Annotated in this window: 19 protein-coding genes; 8 read left to right on the top strand and 11 right to left on the bottom strand. The window is 57.5% G+C overall.

All coding sequences use genetic code 11. The features are described 5' to 3' along the window. Positions 1 to 120 precede the first annotated feature (120 nt). Positions 121 to 288 carry a 50S ribosomal protein L33 gene (gene rpmG, locus ACSBLW_RS08115; RefSeq protein ID WP_018301779.1) on the top strand — a complete coding sequence of 56 codons (168 nt, stop codon included), beginning with the start codon at positions 121 to 123 and terminating at the stop codon, positions 286 to 288. 58 nt (positions 289 to 346) lie between these two features. On the opposite strand, the gene ACSBLW_RS08110 is transcribed toward rpmG, so the two are convergent. The 4 genes from ACSBLW_RS08110 to ACSBLW_RS08095 form a co-directional block, all read right to left on the bottom strand. Then, complete coding sequence (locus ACSBLW_RS08110) at positions 347 to 955, bottom strand: sulfotransferase family protein (protein ID WP_435259708.1); 609 nt, start codon at positions 953 to 955, stop codon at positions 347 to 349. A gap of 81 nt (positions 956 to 1,036) precedes the next feature. Then, positions 1,037 to 1,507: a cupin domain-containing protein gene (locus tag ACSBLW_RS08105; RefSeq protein WP_435259707.1), complete on the bottom strand. Its 471-nt coding sequence runs from the start codon at positions 1,505 to 1,507 to the stop codon at positions 1,037 to 1,039. Between the two features lie 93 nt (positions 1,508 to 1,600). Next, a complete protein-coding gene (locus ACSBLW_RS08100; protein WP_435259706.1) occupies positions 1,601 to 2,344 on the bottom strand; it encodes a Bax inhibitor-1/YccA family protein in 744 nt (247 codons plus the stop codon). Positions 2,345 to 2,476: 132 nt separating this feature from the next. Beyond that, complete coding sequence (locus ACSBLW_RS08095) at positions 2,477 to 2,770, bottom strand: DUF1127 domain-containing protein (protein WP_435259705.1); 294 nt, start codon at positions 2,768 to 2,770, stop codon at positions 2,477 to 2,479. Positions 2,771 to 2,850: 80 nt separating this feature from the next. Between ACSBLW_RS08095 and ACSBLW_RS08090 the strand changes: the two genes are divergently transcribed. Continuing rightward, on the top strand, positions 2,851 to 3,729 hold the full coding sequence (locus tag ACSBLW_RS08090; protein WP_435259704.1) for a LysR family transcriptional regulator: 879 nt from the start codon (positions 2,851 to 2,853) through the stop codon (positions 3,727 to 3,729). 98 nt (positions 3,730 to 3,827) lie between these two features. Here the strand turns inward: ACSBLW_RS08090 and ACSBLW_RS08085 are convergent, their stop codons facing one another. Further along, a complete protein-coding gene (locus ACSBLW_RS08085; RefSeq protein WP_435259703.1) occupies positions 3,828 to 4,787 on the bottom strand; it encodes an NADPH:quinone oxidoreductase family protein in 960 nt (319 codons plus the stop codon). Positions 4,788 to 5,110: 323 nt separating this feature from the next. Between ACSBLW_RS08085 and ACSBLW_RS08080 the strand changes: the two genes are divergently transcribed. The 4 genes from ACSBLW_RS08080 to ACSBLW_RS08065 all read left to right on the top strand — a co-directional run bounded on the left by ACSBLW_RS08080 (position 5,111) and on the right by ACSBLW_RS08065 (position 8,134). Continuing rightward, a complete protein-coding gene (locus ACSBLW_RS08080) occupies positions 5,111 to 5,473 on the top strand; it encodes a helix-turn-helix domain-containing protein (RefSeq protein WP_435259702.1) in 363 nt (120 codons plus the stop codon). A 78-nt stretch (positions 5,474 to 5,551) separates the two neighbouring features. Next, positions 5,552 to 6,352 (top strand): inositol monophosphatase family protein, encoded by an 801-nt coding sequence (locus ACSBLW_RS08075; protein ID WP_435259701.1) that lies wholly within the window; start codon positions 5,552 to 5,554, stop codon positions 6,350 to 6,352. A gap of 110 nt (positions 6,353 to 6,462) precedes the next feature. Next, positions 6,463 to 7,803, top strand: coding sequence for an 8-oxoguanine deaminase (locus tag ACSBLW_RS08070; protein ID WP_435259700.1), 1,341 nt, complete (start codon positions 6,463 to 6,465; stop codon positions 7,801 to 7,803). Between the two features lies 1 nt (position 7,804). Further along, a complete protein-coding gene (locus tag ACSBLW_RS08065) occupies positions 7,805 to 8,134 on the top strand; it encodes a ribonuclease E inhibitor RraB (RefSeq protein WP_435259699.1) in 330 nt (109 codons plus the stop codon). A gap of 52 nt (positions 8,135 to 8,186) precedes the next feature. On the opposite strand, the gene guaD is transcribed toward ACSBLW_RS08065, so the two are convergent. Then, the gene (gene guaD / locus ACSBLW_RS08060; RefSeq protein WP_435259698.1) at positions 8,187 to 9,470 is read right to left on the bottom strand and encodes a guanine deaminase; all 1,284 of its coding nucleotides are present in this window, start codon (positions 9,468 to 9,470) and stop codon (positions 8,187 to 8,189) included. Positions 9,471 to 9,589: 119 nt separating this feature from the next. On the opposite strand from guaD, the gene mgtE reads away from it, so the two are divergent. Together mgtE and ACSBLW_RS08050 are read left to right on the top strand one after the other, a co-directional pair. Beyond that, a complete protein-coding gene (gene mgtE, locus ACSBLW_RS08055; protein ID WP_435259697.1) occupies positions 9,590 to 10,960 on the top strand; it encodes a magnesium transporter in 1,371 nt (456 codons plus the stop codon). Next, positions 10,945 to 11,499 (top strand): 5-formyltetrahydrofolate cyclo-ligase, encoded by a 555-nt coding sequence (locus ACSBLW_RS08050; protein WP_435259696.1) that lies wholly within the window; start codon positions 10,945 to 10,947, stop codon positions 11,497 to 11,499. The genes mgtE and ACSBLW_RS08050 overlap by 16 nt, the downstream gene beginning before the upstream one ends. 52 nt (positions 11,500 to 11,551) lie before the next feature. Here ACSBLW_RS08050 and ACSBLW_RS08045 read toward each other — a convergent pair whose 3' ends face one another. From ACSBLW_RS08045 to ACSBLW_RS08025, 5 genes are all read right to left on the bottom strand, one after another. Continuing rightward, positions 11,552 to 12,865: an ATPase gene (locus tag ACSBLW_RS08045; RefSeq protein WP_435259695.1), complete on the bottom strand. Its 1,314-nt coding sequence runs from the start codon at positions 12,863 to 12,865 to the stop codon at positions 11,552 to 11,554. 70 nt (positions 12,866 to 12,935) lie between these two features. Then, positions 12,936 to 13,439, bottom strand: a complete 504-nt coding sequence (locus ACSBLW_RS08040) for a prepilin peptidase (protein ID WP_435259694.1) — start codon at positions 13,437 to 13,439, stop codon at positions 12,936 to 12,938. Next, entirely contained in the window at positions 13,436 to 14,281 is an 846-nt protein-coding gene (locus tag ACSBLW_RS08035; protein ID WP_435259693.1) for a tetratricopeptide repeat protein, read from the bottom strand. The genes ACSBLW_RS08040 and ACSBLW_RS08035 overlap by 4 nt, the downstream gene beginning before the upstream one ends. A gap of 36 nt (positions 14,282 to 14,317) precedes the next feature. Then, positions 14,318 to 14,866, bottom strand: a complete 549-nt coding sequence (locus ACSBLW_RS08030; protein ID WP_435259692.1) for a tetratricopeptide repeat protein — start codon at positions 14,864 to 14,866, stop codon at positions 14,318 to 14,320. A 37-nt stretch (positions 14,867 to 14,903) separates the two neighbouring features. Beyond that, on the bottom strand, positions 14,904 to 15,878 hold the full coding sequence (locus ACSBLW_RS08025) for a type II secretion system F family protein (RefSeq protein ID WP_435259691.1): 975 nt from the start codon (positions 15,876 to 15,878) through the stop codon (positions 14,904 to 14,906). Between the last annotated feature and the right edge of the window lie 12 nt (positions 15,879 to 15,890).

Raw genomic sequence — 15,890 nt, 5'->3', positions numbered from 1 at the left:
TGAAATTCGTGCGAGAAAAAAACGCCAATATCAAGTTGACTCTGTCCGATGACGAAGGCATAAGCGCCGCCAGCTAACGTCGCAGGGAAACCGCTTTTCTCTGCATTCAGGAGATTTACTATGGCGAAGCCGACGACGATCAAGATCCGTCTGAACTCGACGGCGGGCACCGGGCACTTCTATGTGACCAAGAAGAATGCCCGCACCATGACCGAAAAGATGACCGTGCGTAAGTACGATCCGGTCAAGCGTGAGCATGTCGAATACAAAGAAGGCAAGATCAAGTAAGATCTGGCCCTTTGGGACGCATATCGGCCGCCTCCGGGCGGCCTTTTGCATTTCCTGCCTATGGGGCGCTGGTAAACCGCTGCTGGAATTCGGCCGTGGAATTGACCCGCGGATAGGGGTCGTCAGGAACAGGCACACCAAGAAAAGCACAAAGTGGCCCCCAGCCATCGCCCAGCTTGTGCACCAACAGCCGATCTTCTGGCACAGTCCGCTTTACATCCTCGACATGGGCGTCATAGGCCGCAATCGCCGCCTCCCTGTCTTTCCAAGCCTCCCCGAGCAACCGCCGAACCGCATTCATCGGCAAATGGTCCGGGTTATCCTCGGCCTTCAGCAGCACTTCGCGGATCGTCTTTTCGAAACTGCCCCACCAGCTTTCAGCGCTGCGCCATGTCAGGATCACCTTCGCCCCGGGGTTGGCCTCCCAGATTTCGCGCCACCACGACACGGAAGGCCAGTCCACCGCCGAGGAATAACCCTCAAACAGCGCCCCCCAATCCGCGGCGGCCTGTCCTGCCGCAAAGGCCCGCCATCGCGAGCCGGTTTGCTCATTTTCCAGACATTCCACCATATGGTGGGTCGGTCCCATCCCCAGCCGGTTGAGCGCAAAGCGCATCGATTCTGTGCCCGTGCGTCCCATCCCGGCGCCAATAATCTTCAGCGCCATGGTCTTTCTCCCCCCAGAAGCCAAAAAGGCTAGGCCTGGTAATGGCAGCTGTCAAAATCTTTCCGCCAGGACAGCATACGATCAGCCCTTATAGGCGCTGATCGACGGCTTCCCCGCCAAGGTCGTGTAAACCCGCGTATCGGTCGCCCGGTCATAGCGCAAAATCCGGTCATGATCCGGATAGGTCACCACATCCGCAACCGATCGCGTCCCCACCACCATATACCGCGCCTCGGCGCCAGAGCGGTTCTCCAGACAATGGCCGACCGCCACGCCCGCCTTGAACGTGGCCGTATCGCCGGGCCGCATCACCACCTCGGACTCGCCTTCCCGCAAGACAACCTCTCCGGCCAGCATATAGACCAGCTCATCCTCTTCCTGATGCCAATGTTTCAGGCTGGATTTCGATCCCGGCGGCAGCACTTCGATAAAACAGCCAAACTGCGTCAACCCGCCGGTATCTGACAACAACTCGGCCCGATAGGGGCCACAGGGGTTTCCAACCCCGTCCGAGGCGTCCGGCTTGATCTGATCCGGCGTGAAATGCGGCATCTTAACTCTCCTGAAATCGCGTTATCTTCGCAGGTGGCGCAGAAATGAAAAGGGCCGCCCAAAGGCGGCCCGATCCGTACGATGTTCCCCGCGTTATTCGCGGTTGCCAAGGAATTGCAGCAGGAACATGAACAGGTTGATGAAGTCCAGATACAGCTGCAGCGCGCCCATGATGGCGGCCTTGCCCAGCCATTCCTGATCGGCGGCCATTGCGTGCTGGACATAGGTGTTCTTGATGTTCTGCGTGTCATAGGCGGTCAGACCCGCGAAAATCAGCACACCGATCACCGAGATGGCAAAGGACAGCGCCGACGAGGCGAGGAAGATGTTCACGATCATCGCGACGATCAGGCCAATCAGACCCATCATCAGGAAGGTGCCCATGCCCGACAGGTTCTTCTTCGTCGTATAGCCGTAGAGCGACAGGCTGGCGAAGGCGATTGCCGTAATCAGGAAGGTCTGGGCGATCGAGACGCCGGTAAAGGCCTTGAAGATCCATGCCATCGACAGGCCCATAACGGCCGCATAGGCATAGAAGAACAACTGCGCGGCCGAAACCGACAGGCGGTTGATCATGGCGCCAAAGGCAAAAACCATGATCAGCGGGGCGAACATGACAACCCAGCCAAGGATATTCGGTTGCAGCGTCATCGGGTCACGGAAGACCGAGAACAGCGCATCAGACGTGCCAACAGCCCAAGCCACACCGCCGGTCAGCAGCATGCCCACGGACATCAGACCGTAAACCTTGTTCATATGGGCGCGAAGGCCCTCATCAATTTGAGCCGCGGCCCGCGCGCCAACGCCAGCCGTGCGGATCGTGTCATACTCAGCCATTAAAGCCTCCGAAGTTGCACCATTTTACCGGGCGGCCAGTGCCGCCCAGAGCTTATGTTGGAAATATCGGGGCAGGGGGCGCGAATTTCAAGGACTTCCGGCCAAAACTCATATGCCAGAGGCGGATATTCTTCAGCGACCCCAATGATTCAGCGCGGCAGGTGGCAAATCCCAGAAAGGGCGGTCCGCTTCAGCCAAGGCGTCGCTGCGGCTCAGGCCAATATCGGCCAATGTACGGTCATCAATCCGCGCAAGGAATTGGCGCTGGCGATGCGCGGCAAGGGCGGCATGCACAAGCGTCATCAGGCGCGGGGTGCTGCCAGCCGACTGAACCTGCCGCGTGGCAAGGGTTGCGGTGTGGAGCGAGGCAAACATGGTCTTTCCTTTCGGGTCATCTTTTATCGTGATGTTTGACGGCATTTTCATCAAACCTCTTGATCTTACTACGGCCACCCGCTCTATTCGTAAAACGAATGGTTTTGAAGTCTTGAATCAAGGATCGTGATATGCCGCGTAATCTCGACATGGTCGCCCTTCGGTCTTTCGTGGCTGTGGCCGATGCGGGGGGCGTTACGCGGGCCTCTGGGTTCCTGAACCTGACCCAATCGGCCGTTTCCATGCAGATCAAGCGCTTAGAGGAAATGCTGGGCGTCGAACTCTTGGATCGTTCGGGCCGTCAGATTGCCCTGACAGCGGCAGGTGAACAGCTTCTGGGCTATGCGCGCAAAATGCTGTCACTGAATGACGAGGTGATGGGGCGACTGACCCGCGACCCGCATGAAGGTGAGATCGTGCTGGGAGTGCCGCATGATATTGTCTATCCTGTGATTCCGCAGGTCTTGCAACATTTCGCCCGCAGTTACCCGAAAATGAAGGTCACGCTTATCTCGTCCTTCACCCGCGTCTTGCGGGCGCAATTCGCGCGTGGGGAATGCGACATTATCCTGACCACCGAAGATGGCGTTGATCCGGATGGCGAAACGCTGGCCGAATTGCCCTTGGTCTGGGTGGGGGCACCCTCGGGTGTTGCGTGGAAGCAGCGTCCCTTGCGTCTGGCCTATGAACACAACTGCATCTTCCGCCAAAGCGTGCAGGCCGCTTTGGACGCGGCAGGCATCCCTTGGCAGATGGCCGTGGAAAGCGATTCAACCCGGACGATCGAGGCCAGCGTCAGTGCGGATCTGGCTGTTCATACGGTGCTGTCAGGGTCCGAACCACCTTATGTCGAACGGATTGCGCATAGCGGGACGCTGCCGGAATTGAAACGGATGAAGGTAAACCTTTATGTCGCCGACCCAGTCCACAGTGAAACGGTCAGTGAGCTTGCGACCATGATCCGCCGCGCCTATGCCGCGCGTTCAAGCAAGCCGCAGGCGGTGGCCTAAGGCGGGGATGTGTTAAGATTTCGTTAAAATGAAATCGTAACACGTTGATTTCGTTTGATCTATTTTGCGTCCCCGACGGGGACGCTGTCCTTAGCGGGTCAGAGCCGGATCACGACCTTCCCGGTGGCCTTTCTGGCCCGCAGCAATTCAAGCCCATCAAGAAAGCATTCCATCGGCAGAATTTCCGAAACATGCGGCTTAAGCCGCCCTTCTTCAAACCAGCCGACCAGCTCTTTCAAGCTCTCCATCAGCAGATGCGGGGCGAAATGCAGATAGCCGCCCCACCAGAACCCCATGACCGAGACATTCTTGACCAGCAGATGATTGGCCTTGATCAGCGGCACGTCTCCCCCCGCAAAGCCGATGGCCAAGATCCGACCATCCGGCCGCGACGCGCTCAACGCCGCATCGAACGACGCCCCGCCAACCGCTTCATAGGTGACGTCCATCCCTCCCAAAGCCTTGAGCTGCTGCTTCAAGTCCGGGCTTTCGCTGTCGATCAGAACATCCGCCCCCGCCGCCGCTGCGATTTTCAGCTTCTCGTCGCCCCGCGCCGTGGCAATGACCCGCGCCCCCAACTGCTTGCCAATCTCGACCGCCGTCAATCCAACCCCCCCGGCAGCGCCTGTAACCAGAAGAGTCTCGCCAGGTTGAAGACGGGCCTTGTGGGTCAGGGCCAGATGCGAGGTGCCGTAAGCAATCGGAAAAGCCGCCGCTTCCTCAAACGACATCGACGGCGGGATCACAATCAGCCGCTCTGCCGGCACGCAAGCATAGTCAGCCAGCCCGCCATGCCCGACATAACAGGCAACGCGCGTCCCCGGAGCGGGACCGTGAGTTGATGGCCCCGAAGACGCAACCTCGCCCGCGCATTCCAGACCGGGCGTGAACGGAAGCGCAGGCATCTCCTGATACTTCCCGGCAGCCATCAGCGTATCCGCAAAGTTCAAAGCGCAAGCCCGCACACGGATCAAGACCTCTCCCGCAGCAGGAACAGGCACAGTGCCCGACGACAGCGTTGCCGGCGAGTTGAAACTTTCGATCTTCCAGGCGCGCATTTTCATTCTCTGTCTGTCATTTTGGCCTTATTACCCGTCATTTTGTTGCTGAGAAAGCAAAAGGACGTCGCAAATTGCAAGTCGCTGATTGCAGATGTTGCAAAATGCGTTGCAAAATAAAATACTCGTATTAAGTGTTTGGCGGTAATCGCCTGCCGCCTTTGCGAGAGCGCGGGTCCAGTTATTCAGTTGTGCAACTGGACTTGAACGAAAAGATGGGTTTCCAAAAAGATTCTGCTATGCTGGCGTAAAATGCTGCTCTCTGATTGAATTGGCACGGCTGTTGCTATGACAGCTATGTGAAGTGTTAGATGGAGTAAGGTATGAAGCACCCTGTCGATGCCCATGTTGGCAAGCGCATCCGCCATAGGCGCTGGATGGTCGGCATGACCCAACAGCAATTGGCTGACAAGGTTGGAATCAAGTTCCAGCAGATCCAGAAATACGAGACTGGCATGAACCGTGTCAGCGCTTCGCGGCTTTGGGATATCGCCGAAGCTTTGGGTGTCTCCATCTCGTTCTTCTTTGAAGGCCTGAAAGGCGAAGGCGTTCAAGCTCCTGCACCTGCTGGTGACATTCTGGCAGATAAAGAAGCACTCGAACTGGTCCGTTCCTACTACGCGATCCCCGAGGCCCAACGTCGCCGTCTTTTCGATCTGGCTCGCGTTCTCAGCGACGTCGCCTGATCTTGAACCTTGATTTACGCCTAGGGCGGCGTTAGCGCCCTAGGTGGGGCATTCTGCCCCGCAGGATCGGGGTGAGAAATGCCGTTGTTGTCTTCTGATGAAATCGCCGAGTTGATTGCGACTGCTCATGCGTTGGCCGATGCTGCGCGTGAGGCGACACTTTTTCACTTCCGAAAGACGGAACTCTCGGCCGAGAACAAGGAAAGCGATCGGTTCGACCCAGTGACCGTCGCTGACCGCCTGTCCGAAGAACGGATGCGCGAAATCCTTGCAAGGCGCCGCCCGCAAGACGGCATTCTGGGCGAAGAATTTGGCACGGTTTCTGGAAGCTCTGGTCTGACATGGGTTCTGGACCCCATTGACGGAACACGCAGCTATTTGTCTGGCACGCCGACTTGGGGTGTGTTGATTTCGGTTGCCGATGAAAATGGGCCTGTCTATGGCCTGATCGACCAGCCCTATATCCGTGAACGTTTTGAGGGTGGTTTTGGTGTTGCCCGCGTCGTTGGACCATCGGGAGAGTCGGCTTTGCGTTGCAGGCCGCCACGGGCTCTTTCGGAAGCAATTCTTTTCTCGACCTTTCCCGAAGTGGGGACTGCCGCCGAAGGTGATGCGTTTCGCCGTGTTTCGGTCAAGGCCCGCCTGACCCGGTATGGCACAGATTGCTACGCCTATGGGCTGGTCGCTGCCGGTACGATTGATTTGGTGATCGAGGCAGGGCTACAGGCCTATGACGTTCAGGCGCCGATTGCCGTCATTGAGGCCGCCGGCGGCATCGTGACCAATTGGCAGGGGGGGGGTTGCCACATGGGCGGTCAGATTTTGGCGGCGGCGAATAAAGAGATCCATGCCGAAGCTATGGCACTTCTGAACGCATAAGCCTTTGCAAATTCTGGCGCTTTCAGAGTAAAATCGGGCCGCGAGATCGAGTCCTTACCCCTTCTGTCGTTCTCGTCACAGGTTCCACCGAAGGGGAAAAGGAACCTGTCATGCGCGAGATTCTGATCCGAAACGCCGAAGCTGTCGTCACCATGGATGACACCCGGCAAGAGCTGGCCTCTGCCGATATTTTGGTGCGTGGCGGGGTGATTGCGGCCGTGGGCCACGCGCTTCACGCCCCGAACGCCGAAGTCATTGAAGCATCAAATTGTGTTGTCTCGCCGGGCTTGGTGAACACGCACCACCACCTTTACCAAACGCTGACGCGCGCTGTGCCGGGCGGACAAGACGCGTTGCTTTTTGGCTGGCTGCAGCGGCTTTATCCGATCTGGTCCCGCTTTGGGCCTGAGGAATTCTTTGTCAGCACCCAAGTTGGATTGGCTGAACTGCTTTTATCTGGCTGCACCACGACATCAGACCACCTTTACCTTTATCCCAATGGCAGCCGTCTGGAAGACACGATCCATGCGGCCAACGAGATGGGCATGCGCTTTCATCCGACACGCGGCGCGATGAGCATTGGTGTCAGCAAGGGCGGGCTTCCACCGGATGCCTTGGTAGAGGACGAAAAGTCCATCCTTGAAGACATGATCCGGGTGGTCGACGCATTTCATGATCCGTCAGAAGGGGCGATGATCCGAGTCGGCCTTGCGCCTTGTTCGCCATTCTCGGTCAGCCGTGACCTGATGCGGGATGCCGCCGTTTTGGCGCGTGACAAGGGCGTTATGCTGCATACCCATCTGGCAGAAAATGATGAAGACATTGCCTATAGTCTGGCGCAGTTTGGCGTGCGACCGGGGCAATATGCCGAAGATCTGGGTTGGACGGGCAATGATGTCTGGCACGCACATTGCGTAAAGCTGAATGGCCAAGAGATTGATCTGTTTGCCAGATCAGGCACAGGGGTCGCCCACTGCCCGTGTTCGAACTGCCGGCTTGGCAGCGGGATCGCTCCAGTGCGTGCGATGCGAAATGTAGGCGTCAAGGTGGGTCTGGGCGTTGACGGTTCTGCCAGCAACGATGCGGGAAACTTGATGGCCGAAACGCGTCAGACCATGCTTTTGCAGCGCGTCTCTCTTGGGGCTGATGCGATGGGCGCGCGCGAGGCGCTGGAGATTGCCACAAGGGGCGGTGCCGATGTGCTGGGCCGGGGCGACTGTGGCCGGCTCGAGGTTGGCAAGCGGGCCGACCTGGCGATTTGGGATATTTCAGGAATAGAAGCGGCGGGAAGTTGGGATCCGGTCGCAGCGCTTGTGTTCTGTGGGCCTATGAAGGCGCGCCATGTTCTGGTGGAAGGCCGGCCTGTCGTTATCGACGGGCAAGTGGTAACAATAGATCTACCAAAGGTGATCGAACGCCAGAATATCTTGGCTCGACGGTTAAGGGACTGAAATGAAACACGATTTTGAAGGCCAGCGGCGCGAGACTTTTGACACCTTCGATGAGTTGAAAAAGCATGGCGAGGCCCTGCCAGAAAGCTCTGTGCTGGAAGTCTACCTCTTGGCCGAAGGGGATGAGGCAAACTGGGACGCAGCCGAAAAGGCTTTGAAAGCCAAGGGGTTCGTGACAGAGCGGGATGAAGAGGGGGACACGCTGATCGTGGCGACAAAAGCGCCGATCAAGATTGCTCCGGCCGTGATTTGGGACGTGGAAAAACAGATCAGCGATATTGGGCTCAAGTTTGATTTTGTGCCAGATGGTTGGGAATTCGGCTTCGACTGAGTTTGCGAACTGCCCCCTGTCTTGGGGGGAAGTCAGCCGTCAGACTGCCCGATCACTGGCTGTGGGCGATTTTGCCATTTATCCAGACCTGACGGATCGCCCGGTCATCCGCCATCATGATCGTCGGAAAAATCGCCTGCCAAATATCCTCGGCCCGCGCGGTCGCCTGCGCAATGGCGGGGGTGGATGCCAGGTCGACCACCACCAGATCAGCCTCCATCCCCGGTGCGATATTCCCAATCAAATGATCGGCCCGCAGCGCCTTGGCAGAGCCGACCGTGGCCAGCCACCACAACTCTGACGGATGCAGGGCGCTGTGGGAAAGTTGACCCACCTCATACGCAGCGGCCATAGTGCGCAGCATCGAAAACGAAGAACCACCCCCTGTATCAGTGGCAAGCCCGATCCGGTGACCCGCTGACTTCAGCGCCTGCATGGCAAAAAGGCCAGAGCCGATAAAGGTGTTGGATGTCGGACAGTGGATCAGGCTGGCATCTACTTCCTTCAGCCGATCTTTTTCACGCTCTGTCAGCCAGATTGCATGACCGTAAAGGCCGCCCGTACCAAGGAGCCCGTGACGCTCATAGGTGTCCAGATAATCGCGTGCCGTTGGAAAGAGGGACTTTACCCATTCAATCTCATCCGTCTGTTCAGACAGATGGGTCTGCATCAGACAAGATGGGTTCGCAGCCCAAAGCTGGCCCAAGGCCTCCAGCTGTTCCTCGGTTGACGTCGGCGAAAAGCGCGGCGTGATGACATAAGACGTGCGCCCCTTGCCATGCCATTTTTCCAGTAGTCGCCCAGACTGTTCATACGCGCTCTGGGCCGAATCTCTCAGTCCTTCGGGTGCATTTCTGTCCATACAGGTTTTACCGGCCCATATCCGGGCACCTCGGTTCCGCGCGGCAGAGAAGATCGCATCCACGCTTTCGGGATGAATGGTGCAATAGCTGCAAAACGACGTGGTGCCGTTCGAAATAGTCAAATCCAAATACCGTTCGGCCACGGTTTCAGCATAAGAAAGGTTCGAAAATCGCATCTCTTCGGGAAAGGTGTAGCTGTTCAGCCAGTCGATCAGCCGCTTTCCCCACGACGCGATGATCGCTGTTTGCGGATAATGCACATGGGCATCAACGAAACCCGCAGAGATCAAGGCCTGTCCATAATCAAGGGATTCGGCAGCAGGATACCGTGCCGACAAGTCATCAGAACAGCCAACCGCAACAATCTTGCCCTCGTGAATGACCAGGGCTTCCTCCAGACGTGTCGCCGCGACGCCCTCGAAGAAGGGATCACCTACATAGCTTAACACACGTCCTTTCAACAGTTTCATCATCTGCCCTTTCCTGACCGTCGTCGCGAGTGTATCGGTTCCGGGCGCAGGGGTAAATTTGTCCCTATGCCCTGTTTTCCCGAAACAGCTTTCGTTAAGGTCCGGGTAATCGAGGGGAAAGAATGTCGGAAGAGATCATCGAACAGGACGAGGAAGGTCTCGACGCACGCCGGGTCGAAGCGGTTCTGGAGGCCGTTGACGCAGGCGATGCCGCGCTTGTGGCAGAACTACTTGAACCCCTTCACGCCGCTGACATCGCCGACCTTCTTGAACAAGTCTCGGAAGAAGAGCGAAACGCACTCCTGACGCTCTATTCGCCTGAAATTGATGGCGAAATCCTGTCGGAAATTTCGGACGCGATTCGCGAAGAGGTGATTGACGCGCTGCCACCGGAAGTCGTGGCCGAAGCTGTGCGCGACCTCGATACCGATGACGTGGTCGACATTCTTGAAGATCTGGAAGCGCCTGCGCAGGCGGTGATCCTGTCGGCCTTGGAATCGGCTGACCGTGTCGCGGTCGAACGCGCCCTGTCTTATCCGGAATATTCGGCTGGGCGCTTGATGCAGCGCGAAGTCGTGGTCGCGCCCGAGCATTGGACCGTGGGCGAGATGATCGACCACATGCGCAGTGCCGATTTTCTGCCTGATCAGTTCTACCATGTCATCCTCGTCGATCCACGGATGAAGCCCGTCGCCTATGTCACGCTTGGGCGGCTCTTGTCGTCGCGGCGTGACGTGAAGATGAAAGAGATTGTCGAGGACAGCTTTCGCACCATCGAGGCAACAGAACCGGAGGCCGATGTCGCCTATCTGTTCAATCAGTATCACCTGATTTCCTGCCCGGTTGTGGATGAAAATGATCGTCTTGTCGGTATCATCACCATCGACGACGCCATGAACGTGCTGGACGAAGAACATGAAGAAGACGTGCTGCGTATGGCCGGCGTGCATGACGAAGCCAGCCTGTCGGATACAGTGATCGAAGCGGCCAAGGGACGGGCGCTGTGGCTGTTTGTCAATTTGCTGACGGCAATCCTCGCCAGTGGTGTGATTTCGGTTTTTGCCGAAACCATTGATCAAATGGTTGCACTTGCGGTTCTGATGCCGATTGTTGCCAGCATGGGCGGAAATGCCGGGACGCAGTCGATGACCGTGGCCGTTCGCGCCATTGCGACGCGCGATCTAACGGCGCAGAACGCCCCGCGCGTTATTCGCCGCGAAGTTGCGGTGGGGGCGATCAATGGCCTGATCTTTGGTGTCTTGATGGCGGGCGTGGCGACTTTGTGGTTCGGCGTGCCGGTTCTGGCACTTGTGATCGGGCTTGCCATGTTACTCACCTTGATGGCTGCAGCCTTGGGCGGCATTGTGATCCCCATGTTGCTGGAGCGCTTCAATATTGACCCGGCGCTGGCCTCGGGCCCATTTGTGACGACAGTGACGGATGTGGTCGGGTTCTTCGCCTTCTTGGGGCTGGCCTCATGGATGCTTCTTTGACCAAAGAAAAAGCGGACGCCCGCAAGCGGGCTTTTGCCGCGCGCAAGACCGCACGTATGGCGGGGCAGGGGCAGGCCGCAGAAATCCTGGCGGACGTACTGTCGAAATATCGTGGTCTTCCCTTGGCGGGTTACATGCCAATGCGGACTGAAATCGATCCGCTTCCTGCAATGGCAGCCCATGACGGGCCGGTTGGTGTCCCCGTGATCATCGGCGTGGGGCAGGCGCTGCGTTTTCGGGAATGGTCGCCCGGCTGTGCCATGATCGATGGCGAATTTGGCGCGGCTATTCCCGCAGACGGGATTTGGATCGAGCCAGAAATCCTGATCGTCCCATTGGTGGGGTTTGATGGGCGAGGGTATCGTCTGGGCTATGGCGGCGGGTTTTACGACCGCACACTTGAAGGACTTCGGGCCAAGCGACCGACCTTGGCAATCGGCTACGCTTTTTCAGCGCAAGAACTGGATCAAGTGCCGATCGAGCCAACGGATCAGAAACTGGATCTGATTGTGACCGAAAAAGGCGTGCGACAGTTCTAAGACCGCAATTTTCTTCGAAGAAAATTGCAAATTCCTTTCAAGGAATTTGGCGTTACTTGGCGATCTTTTCATCTTTGACGAACATGTTCGCCCAAGCCCGATCAATCAACTCCGGCGTCATCTGATAAGGAATGCCTTCGAAGTCGCAGATGGATATCATCTGGTCGATCAGGAAGACCGGTTGATAGTTCGCGAAGACGTTGTCGATGGTTGGATATTTGGTCTTTAGCAGATGCAGCAGCGCGCCTTCGTCAAGCGGCATCCCCTTCTTCCGGGCGACCATCGCAAAAATCCGTAGGAACATCTCTTGCGTCGGGCCATCCACCTTGATCTTGAAGAAGATACGACGAAGGGCCGCGCCGTCGAAGATTTCGTTCGGATGGAAGTTCGTGGAAAAGATGACGAGCGTGTCGAAAGGAACGGTGAATTTCTCGCCGGATTGCAGAGCGAGAATGTCGCGGCTTTCTTCCAGCGGAACGATCCAGCGGTTGACCAGCTTTTGCGGCGGTTCCACCTGACGGCCAAGGTCGTCGACGATGAAGATTCCACCGGACGCCTTCAGCTGCAACGGGGCCTGATACGTCCGCGCCACCGGGTTGTATTTCAGGTCCAGCATGTCCAGCGTCAATTCACCACCGGTAATGACCGTCGGTCTTTCGCAATAGACATAGCGCGGGTCAAAGCGGTTGCCCGTCCGGCGCAAGCTGTTCGGGTCATCGGTCTGCTCTTCAGCCGCCGAATGGACAATCGGGTCGTAAACCGTGATCACCTGTCCGGAATATTCGATCGCCCGGGGGATATAGATCTTGTCCCCCATAGCCGCCCGAATTCCGTTCGAAATCGAAGACTTGCCGTTGCCGGGTGGGCCGTAAAGCAGGATTGACCGCCCGGATGTCACGGCAGGCCCGAGGTGGCCAAGGAGATCTGGTGGCAAAATCAAATGCCCCATCGCGCGCACCAACTGATCGCGCGTGAGCTTGATGTCTCGCACCGACTGGCGCTTCATTTGCTTGCCATAATGTTCCAGCGGCACGGGCATTGCGCCGTAATATTCGGATTGGGAAAGCGCATCCAAAGCCCGAGCCTTGCCGCTGTCGGTCAGTTGGTAGCCCATTTCGTTGCCGGATGTCGCGTGCAGCGTACCGGTCGCCTCGACAAGTTTTTGGCCGCGCGCCATGTCGATCAATTCCTGTGTCAAGGGAACCGACAAGCTGATCACTCGCGCCAGATCCGAGACCAGATCGACATTCATGCGGAACATGGATTTCAGCAGAATGTCTCGCATCATGACGACAGACAGGCCCGTCTCTGCCAAAGTCTTTGGCATCGGCGGGGCGGTTACATTGGCCGTAGGTTGCATGTTCATGACACTACCACATTCTGAGCGACGTCGCGACGTTCTGGAAACAATGCTGCGCTTATGCAGGAATCGTGCCCTAAATTGCGTCCTTAATTGTGAGCAAAAGATGGAAAATCAGTGTTCCTGAGAGGGCCAACCCCATCGGAAAATCTATATTGGTCCAACTTGCCCAGTCAGCGGTGCGCGTGCGAAGGGCCGGAATATACTTTGCGCCACGATGCGTAACCACGGCGCCGATCAAACAGGCTGCGTAAAGCGCAAAGACCATCCTCGGATCAGAGCCTACGAAAAACGGCGCCATTGCCGCCGCAAATTTCGCGTCACCGGCGCCCACCAGGCGAACCGTGCTGGCCACAAAGCCGATCGCCAGCACAATTGCCGCCAACGCCCACCCCCAAAGCCAGCTTTCCATCGTCAGCCCGGCAAGCGGAACCGTCAGCAACCCCGGCACCAGCCAGACCAGCAACAGGGCGATCACAGCCTTGTTGGGGATCTTCATGAATTTCATGTCGTTCCACGCAACCCAGATGCCGATGGCGACGGCAAAGGGCAGCAAGGCAAGTGCCGCGCCGGAAGTCATGCTTCCAGTGCCGCCAGACTACGGGCGGCGGCCTCAAAGTGCTGTGGATGCGTCTCGACAGCTTCACGCAGAAGCTGCTTGCCGACCTGAACATCCCCCTGCTTGATTGCGGCAAGCGCCAGCGTGTAAAGCAGCTCCGCCTTTTCCGACTGAGACATTTTCACGACGGGAAGCTCGTACTTCCTTTGGGCGCCACGGGCGAGCACAAGGTTGTTCTTGGTGGTGAACAGGTTCGGGTCAAAGGTCAATGCCTGCACAAACAGGCGCTCGGCCCCTGCGGCATCTCCGCGGGACAGCTTTGAGAAGCCCCAGTTGTTGTAAACGCCTGCCGGCTTTGTTGTCAGACCAGAGGCGATTTCATAGAAACTGTCGGCCTTTTGCCACTGCTTCTTGCTATCGGCGACCATCGCTTCAAGGCGGTAGCGTTCAAATGTTTCATGCGTCGGCGGGATCTTATTCAATTCGGCCTCGGCGGCTTTCCAGTCATTGGACCGGATCAGCGCATCGGCAAGAGACACGCGATCTTCGTTCCCCGCCTCGGGATGGGCGATGACCTGCTTCCAAACCGGCACTGCTTCGGTTGCACGGCCGGCCCGGATCAGCGATTTTCCTAGTCCTCGCTTGGCGTCAATCCGATCAGGATTGTCAGCGACGACACGGTTGAAATAGGCAACAGCCTCGTCCGGGTCCGCGACCGTCAACATGATGTCTGAAAGATTGGACTCGTCGATGACGTTCACATCTTTCAGCGCACGCTGAACTTCGGCATCGGGGTTCTTATTGCAGGCGCTCAGGGCAACCGCGCCAGTCAGGCACAGTGCCACGAAGATCGGTTGGCGCATTTTGCGTCCTCTTTGACTGCTCGGGTCCTTGCCCCGTCAAAGCTCGGACAACAGCTCGTAAGTGCTGTAACCGCGCCGGACGAGGGTGAACCTCGGTGTTTCCTCGGGTTCAGCATACACGGCATCTTCCGTTTTCGCGATGGCGCGTTTCAGGTTTTCGCGGATCGCGTCTGTTTGGCCACTATCGGCTGCAAAAGCCCGCTGAAAGAATATGCGCGCCTCGCCGTAATTTCCTCGTTCCATCAGCACAACGCCAAGGTTGTTCAGCGCGGGCACAAAATTCGGATCAACGTCGACGGCCTTGCGCAGCAGGTCTTCGGATTGGTTCAGACGTCCCAGATGCAAGTTGGCCGAGCCAAGGGCAGATAGGACATCAACCGTGAAGCCATGCTCGGCGGCGCCGCGCAGATAGGCCTTCAGGGCAAGTTCATACTCAGATGCGGCCATTAGCCGATGTCCGACGATCAGACCGTCGACGCCCTCTTCGTTAGGGTCGACGCCATAGGGCGCGTTGTGCGACGCCTTGGGCGCGAAAAGACCGCCGCCGCCTGTGCTGTTGCAGGCGGCGAGGGGCAGACTTGCCAAGGGTAGGACAAGCGTAAATCGGATCAGTCGGGCGATCTCAGCCTCCGGTCATCTGTGCCGCGAATTTGTAAAGCGACGGCCCGATCAGAATAACCAGAAGAGGAGGCACGGTGAAGAGCATTGTGCCCAAAGTAAGCTTTGTTGGGATCGTGTTTGCCTTTTCTTCGGCACGCATGATCCGCTTGTCACGCATTTCGGCCGAATATACGCGCAAGGCATCGGCAATCGACGTACCAAAACTGGACGACTGGATCAGCGTTGTGGTGAATGACGTGATGTCAGGCAAGCCCACACGCTCTGACATGTCGCGCAGCACGACCGAGCGTTCTTTACCTGCCTTGACCTCATGCGCGACCATCTCGAACTCTTCTGCCAAGGCAGGATAGCCGGCGCGTGCCTCGTTTCCGACGCGGATGATGGATTGGTCAAGGGACTGACCAGCTTCCACACAGACAAGCATCATGTCCAACGCGTCTGGGAAACCTGCCGTGATTTCGGCCTGACGTCCCTGGATCCGGCGCTGCACCCAATATTGCGGCGCGTAATAGCCGATGGCGGCTGGCACAATGGTGTAAAGAACCATTGTCGTCGTCGTCATCTCCTGTTGCGTTGATTTCAGCAGCGCCAAGAGTAGGCCGACGCCAAGGATGCCAAGTCCAAGGGCGAATTGCGCAAAGTGGAACATCCGCACGGCGTCTTTTGAATGATAGCCCGCGCGCAACAACTTAAGCCGTGTCGCTGAAAGCTCTTCAGCGGTTTTCGGTTCAAGATAATCGGCAAAACGTTCCAGTTTTTCCGCGCCCGGCGATTTGCCGCCGCGGCGAAGCTTCTGAACATCATCCGGTTTATTGCCCGCCCGCTGCTCGCGGATGCGATCCAACGGGTCTCTCTCACGCTTGAGGATGGTCGGCAGCGCAAGGACGATCAACACAATACCCGCGCCACCCAATGCGAGAAGCGGGCCCGCCGGACCAAGAGTGTCAACCAAAGTTTGGTTCAGTGTTTCAAACATGGCTTCGCCCTC

It is taken from the genome of Thioclava sp. FR2 (assembly GCF_051200875.1).
GTDB lineage: Bacteria > Pseudomonadota > Alphaproteobacteria > Rhodobacterales > Rhodobacteraceae > Pseudotabrizicola.
This window is presented reverse-complemented; position numbering and strand designations above follow the sequence as displayed.

Excerpts from the sequence above, each read along its gene's own strand:
- rpmG (WP_018301779.1), top strand. The coding sequence starts at position 121 with ATGGCGAAGCCGACGACGATCAAGATCCGTCTGAACTCGACGGCGGGC.
- ACSBLW_RS08110 (WP_435259708.1), bottom strand. The coding sequence starts at position 955 with ATGGCGCTGAAGATTATTGGCGCCGGGATGGGACGCACGGGCACAGAA.
- ACSBLW_RS08105 (WP_435259707.1), bottom strand. The coding sequence starts at position 1,507 with ATGCCGCATTTCACGCCGGATCAGATCAAGCCGGACGCCTCGGACGGG.
- ACSBLW_RS08100 (WP_435259706.1), bottom strand. The coding sequence starts at position 2,344 with ATGGCTGAGTATGACACGATCCGCACGGCTGGCGTTGGCGCGCGGGCC.
- ACSBLW_RS08095 (WP_435259705.1), bottom strand. The coding sequence starts at position 2,770 with ATGAAAATGCCGTCAAACATCACGATAAAAGATGACCCGAAAGGAAAG.
- ACSBLW_RS08090 (WP_435259704.1), top strand. The coding sequence starts at position 2,851 with ATGCCGCGTAATCTCGACATGGTCGCCCTTCGGTCTTTCGTGGCTGTG.
- ACSBLW_RS08085 (WP_435259703.1), bottom strand. The coding sequence starts at position 4,787 with ATGCGCGCCTGGAAGATCGAAAGTTTCAACTCGCCGGCAACGCTGTCG.
- ACSBLW_RS08080 (WP_435259702.1), top strand. The coding sequence starts at position 5,111 with ATGAAGCACCCTGTCGATGCCCATGTTGGCAAGCGCATCCGCCATAGG.
- ACSBLW_RS08075 (WP_435259701.1), top strand. The coding sequence starts at position 5,552 with ATGCCGTTGTTGTCTTCTGATGAAATCGCCGAGTTGATTGCGACTGCT.
- ACSBLW_RS08070 (WP_435259700.1), top strand. The coding sequence starts at position 6,463 with ATGCGCGAGATTCTGATCCGAAACGCCGAAGCTGTCGTCACCATGGAT.
- ACSBLW_RS08065 (WP_435259699.1), top strand. The coding sequence starts at position 7,805 with ATGAAACACGATTTTGAAGGCCAGCGGCGCGAGACTTTTGACACCTTC.
- guaD (WP_435259698.1), bottom strand. The coding sequence starts at position 9,470 with ATGATGAAACTGTTGAAAGGACGTGTGTTAAGCTATGTAGGTGATCCC.
- mgtE (WP_435259697.1), top strand. The coding sequence starts at position 9,590 with ATGTCGGAAGAGATCATCGAACAGGACGAGGAAGGTCTCGACGCACGC.
- ACSBLW_RS08050 (WP_435259696.1), top strand. The coding sequence starts at position 10,945 with ATGGATGCTTCTTTGACCAAAGAAAAAGCGGACGCCCGCAAGCGGGCT.
- ACSBLW_RS08045 (WP_435259695.1), bottom strand. The coding sequence starts at position 12,865 with ATGAACATGCAACCTACGGCCAATGTAACCGCCCCGCCGATGCCAAAG.
- ACSBLW_RS08040 (WP_435259694.1), bottom strand. The coding sequence starts at position 13,439 with ATGACTTCCGGCGCGGCACTTGCCTTGCTGCCCTTTGCCGTCGCCATC.
- ACSBLW_RS08035 (WP_435259693.1), bottom strand. The coding sequence starts at position 14,281 with ATGCGCCAACCGATCTTCGTGGCACTGTGCCTGACTGGCGCGGTTGCC.
- ACSBLW_RS08025 (WP_435259691.1), bottom strand. The coding sequence starts at position 15,878 with ATGTTTGAAACACTGAACCAAACTTTGGTTGACACTCTTGGTCCGGCG.